Annotated in this window: 3 protein-coding genes; all 3 read right to left on the minus strand. The window is 31.4% G+C overall.

Annotated features, from left to right (window positions below; translation table 11 throughout):
- Nucleotides 1–182 precede the first annotated feature (182 nt).
- The 3 genes from T514_RS0121915 to T514_RS0121925 all read right to left on the minus strand — a co-directional run bounded on the left by T514_RS0121915 (nucleotide 183) and on the right by T514_RS0121925 (nucleotide 2,668).
- Nucleotides 183–419: a hypothetical protein gene (locus T514_RS0121915; protein ID WP_027626658.1), complete on the minus strand. Its 237-nt coding sequence runs from the start codon at nucleotides 417–419 to the stop codon at nucleotides 183–185.
- A 124-nt stretch (nucleotides 420–543) separates the two neighbouring features.
- Nucleotides 544–1,299, minus strand: a complete 756-nt coding sequence (locus tag T514_RS0121920; RefSeq protein WP_027626659.1) for a class I SAM-dependent methyltransferase — start codon at nucleotides 1,297–1,299, stop codon at nucleotides 544–546.
- A 403-nt stretch (nucleotides 1,300–1,702) separates the two neighbouring features.
- The gene (locus tag T514_RS0121925) at nucleotides 1,703–2,668 is read right to left on the minus strand and encodes a helix-turn-helix transcriptional regulator (protein WP_027626660.1); all 966 of its coding nucleotides are present in this window, start codon (nucleotides 2,666–2,668) and stop codon (nucleotides 1,703–1,705) included.
- Between the last annotated feature and the right edge of the window lie 243 nt (nucleotides 2,669–2,911).

The following is a 2,911-nucleotide window of genomic DNA, read 5'->3' on the forward strand; positions in this document are numbered from 1 at the left end:
ATAGTTAGTTTGATGTTCTCCTACCTTTAAAGACACGCAAGTGTTATAATTTGTTTTATCTATCTTTCTAAAATTAATCTCCATATTTCACCTCTCAAAATTACTATTTATAATAATGAACCTTAAATTGGAATTTGTCGTTAGTTTAATTCGCAATTTAAGAATGTTACAAATTATTTATACTATTTTTTCCTATATCCTAAATACATAGAAACTACACCTATTATTATAAATACTGGTATATATATATTTGTTAACAAATTTGGTACTTGAGGATTATTAGGAAAACTTCCTGTATGAGAAGCAGACATCATTTGTCCTATCCAGGAATAATAAGCAATGCCTCTTTCTAGTGTATAAAGAAAACCACTTGTAATTATGAATATTGCACCTAAAAAATAATATAGTTTCTTATCCATTAACAAACCTCCCTTTGATAATTGAATGATACGCATTTTTTTACTGTTCTGTCAGAGTTTAAGAAAGATATGACAGAACTGCAGCTAAAATTATATTATCTCAACTCCACAAATTGAATTTTGTTTAATTCTTCTTTGCTATAATTGTAAACTCTCCTGGTACATTTTCATTTGTCCACGATGGATGTTCATCAAATCTGTTAAGAGTAAATCCATTTTCAATAACTGCATTAATGATTTCACTAATGGTATATTTTCTATAACTACATAAAGGCATCTGTCTACGAATCTCATCAGGGAAAAATCTTGCATGAGCCATTTCACCTTCAAATGCATCTGTTGAAAAATAACTCATTGTTGGCTGTTCTAATTCTAGCATATCTGATATCTTTTGAAATGGATGAAAATCACTGCAAATCATTCTTCCATTCGGTTTTAAAAGCTGATGCATTATTTTCATAAATTGGTTAATATCATGAAAATAATGAAGAATGCCTCCTTCCATAAAAACCACCTCAAAATATTCTTCATATTTGTTCATGTCAATTTCCAATACATCACCAACTATAAAATTAATATCAACATTAGCTTCATCAGCAACTTCAAGTGCATATTTTTTATTATCCTCTGAAATATCAAAGATTGTAACTTCTGAACCCAAAATTGCTAATGGAATTGCTTTTTTACCACATGAACCACAAATATTAGCAATTTTAATACCTTCATATGTATCAAAATAGTTCACATATCTTTTTAACATTCTCATCGGATTTTCTAGATCTTTCTTAGCTCTATCCGATGGTTTTCCCGATGTATTTACCCAAAAATCATATGCATTATATTCCCAAGCCTTTTTATTTTGTTTGCTATAATCTATCATATAATCTCCCCCTTTACATATTTCCTAATTTATATTGTATATTAATATTATACCATCCACTGTATGTATATACATTTTTTTGTAAATATCGCATATCAAAATCATTTTACCTAATTACTTATGATACAATTCTTTCATGCATAAAAATAGTCTTAACCAAGTAATATTAATGGCTAAGACTATAAAACTTATTTTATTCTTATATTTATTTTTACTATCACTATTAACATTCATAGTGTTACTTATTGATAAAATGCTAAAAAAAATAGTAGCCCCTACTCGCAATTGGACGCTACTATTTTTACAAACTGAAAATTTTAATCTTAATAATATAAATTGGAATTTGTTATTTTCTGTTTGGTTTTCTCGTTAGAAACAATATTGGATAGGCAGTGGATTTTATTTACTTTCTCACTGGTCTGATATACTTAAAAAACTGTTCCGGATTAAAATAAAAGTAAATTATTCTACCGGGAGAAGTATCAAAGCAGTAACCAGTGCCTGCAAAATCAAAAGTTGCCATTGCCTTTTCAATCTTTTCCTCCACACTACGATTTTCCTGCTCATAATCGAACGGCCCATGTTCAAAAACAATATACTCAGCTTCGGGAACATCAATCATAAGCATTTGTGGTGGTACTTCGCCTTTATAATCAAAAGGAAGACGTACACCATAACACTCCGTACGTGGAATCCCCCAATCGCAGAGTCTGCCGTCCAGGTCATTAATGTACGCCATAATCTGACCGCTGCTGCTGTTACATTCGCTCCCACCATCATCATCCAATTTGCCCTTGATACTATCCAGTAAGCCGCAAATTGTTTCGTAGTCCTGTCCCGGAATAAGACTTTGCTTTTGCCAAAAATCCCAATACCCATTACTCTCATAGTTTTTAATGTGCAAAAATTTGTGTGCGGGAATGGTTACAAAATAAATTTTAACATCATCTGTAGATTTCATCATACCAATCTCTCCCAAGCCTAAAAAGTAGCGGTCGAAAGGGTTTATTTTTGTACGAAGAACGACAGGATTAGGCTTTTTTCGGTATTTACTTGGAGTTACACCATATGTTCTCTTGAAAGCTCTGGTAAAAGCTTCATGTGATGAAAAGCCATAATCAAAGGCAATATCCAAAATGCTTTTTTCACTATCCCGAAGCTCTTTTAGTGCAAAGACTAATTTTCTATGCCGCAGATAATCCCTAAATTGCATACCCGATATTTCTTTGAATTTTCTCGTTGTATAAAATTCGGAATAACCCAGCCTGCGAGAAAGAAAGCGTAGTGTCAAGGCTTCATCATTATAATTTTTAATACATTTGTCAATTTCATCAACGATTATTTGAATTTGCTTCTGCCACTCGTACATTCGTCTGTTCACCTCGTTTCAACCGTCCTACATTTATTATAAAGAAATAGAGAGATTACTGCTTGATTTTACTTGCTGCTATTTCATTTTTCTCTTTTAAGTTCTACATCTTTGCGTCTGGCCTCCAATATGAGGTTTTTAATACCTCATACTACCATAATACCTTCAACATCCTAAATTCCTTATAGGTAATATCCCCAACTGTATATTCAAATGAATTTTTTTTATTAAAACCATATTTTT

The organism is Clostridium lundense DSM 17049 (assembly GCF_000619945.1).
In the GTDB taxonomy this organism is placed as follows: Bacteria; Bacillota; Clostridia; order Clostridiales; family Clostridiaceae; genus Clostridium_AO; species Clostridium_AO lundense.